The sequence below is a fragment of the Mesorhizobium sp. B3-1-8 genome, from assembly GCF_006439495.1.
Lineage (GTDB): Bacteria > Pseudomonadota > Alphaproteobacteria > Rhizobiales > Rhizobiaceae > Mesorhizobium.
This window is the reverse complement of the sequence record NZ_VFTK01000082.1, coordinates 1-1,700: the sequence shown is the minus strand read 5'-3', so window position 1 is coordinate 1,700 and position 1,700 is coordinate 1. Positions and strand designations below refer to the sequence as shown.

General features: G+C 58.6%; 1 protein-coding gene. It reads left to right on the top strand.

Annotation, left to right across the window (positions count from 1 at the left end; all coding sequences use genetic code 11):
- A partial coding sequence (locus FJ424_RS33315; protein WP_140786398.1) for a calcium-binding protein occupies window positions 1-1,700 on the top strand: 1,700 nt, incomplete at both ends.

The window sequence follows — 1,700 nt, the reverse complement described above, 5'->3', positions numbered from 1 at the left end:
GGTATGACTACGGCGGCAGCGGCACAAATCCCGTGTCGGTTGAGAACCCAGGGGTGTCCGGCTATGAAGTCACGGCCATCGCGCAGGTCCAAATCGATGGATCGGTCGTTACCCAGATATCCGGGCATGCCACCTGGAATGGCCCTGTTACCCAAAAGGGCATCCTGACAGTAAGCGCCGACGGCATGACCACGACGCTTCTCAAGGATGCAGACAACAACGGCACGTACGAGCACAAGGAAGTTGCGGTTACCCGGATCGATGGCTCCATCCAGAAGATTGTCACCGACTACAATTCCAGCGGCACAGTCACACAGACGGTCACCATGGATGTTAGCGCCGATGGCCAATCGACGTCAGTCATAACAGCCAACGCCACGACGGGAACAGGCACGACCACAAGCGTCGGGGTCGAATTCATGTCGCCCGGCACGACCAACGACACAATCACCGGCAGCGCTGGAGATGACCAGATCAATGGCGGCGCCGGCAATGACACGATCAACGCTGGTGCCGGCGACGACTTTATCGATGGCGGGATTGGTGCCGACACGATGAACGGCGGAGCCGGCAACGACACCTATGTTGTTGACAACGCCTCGGACCAGGTCAGCGAAGCGGCCAGCCAGGGCACCGACACGGTGCTGAGCTCCGTTACCTACACGATCTCAGACTCTGATGTTGAAAATCTGACTCTGACGGGCACGGCTTCGATCAACGGCAATGGCAATACCTCGGCCAACGTGCTGACCGGCAATTCGGGTGACAACATGCTCGACGCCGGCAGTGGCAATGACACTATCTACGGTGGTGCCGGCAACGACTTCCTTCTGGGCAACAACGGTGACGACACTGTCTATGGGGGCGTCGGCGCAGACTATATGAACGGCGGCGATGGCTCAGACACTCTGGTCTACCAACGGGGTGATGGTGCCGACAGGATCGAAGACTTTACTGTTGCGGCGACAACGGCTAGCTCAGACATCAATGCGGCAAACGCCCTCAACGTGAAGGCCGGTGGTATCGTCGATACGTGGGTCGGAGGTTACTATTGGCAAGCCAGCACCAACTCGCTTCTGAAGGCTGGGGCTACGTCGGGCTCCGATACGCTCAAGCTGACAGGCGGCATCACCGCCGATAACTTGTCATTTGCGTGGGGAGGCCCCGGTCTGGACAATCTACTTGTCACCATTGCCGGTGGTCCCGCAGGTGACAGCATCAATCTGAGCCAATATGGGATCGCGGACTCGCACGGGAACGCGATCGGAAAAATCGAGAAGCTTCAACTCGACGGCCTGAGCGCAATGAACTTGGTCGTGGCGAGATCTGCCGGCGCGGCGGCAAACGGTGGCACAGGCTCCAACATCATCTTCGGACTTGCCGGAAACGAAACTCTCCGGGGCAATACTGGAGCGGATATCATTTATGGCGGCGCAGGAAATGATGTCCTCTCAGCTGGAACGGGCGACGACACTCTGGTCGGCGGCACCGGCAATGATTATGAGAACGGTGAAGGCGGCAGCGACCGATACGTGTACCGGCGGGGGGATGGCGCCGATACGATTGAAGATTTCAGTTTGGCAGTTACGACCGCGGCGGCGGACATAAGCGCTGCTCAGGCCTTGGGTGTATCCGCGACCGGATACACCAACACATGGATTGGTGGCTATCTCTGGCAGACAAGCAGCAACAGCCTGCTG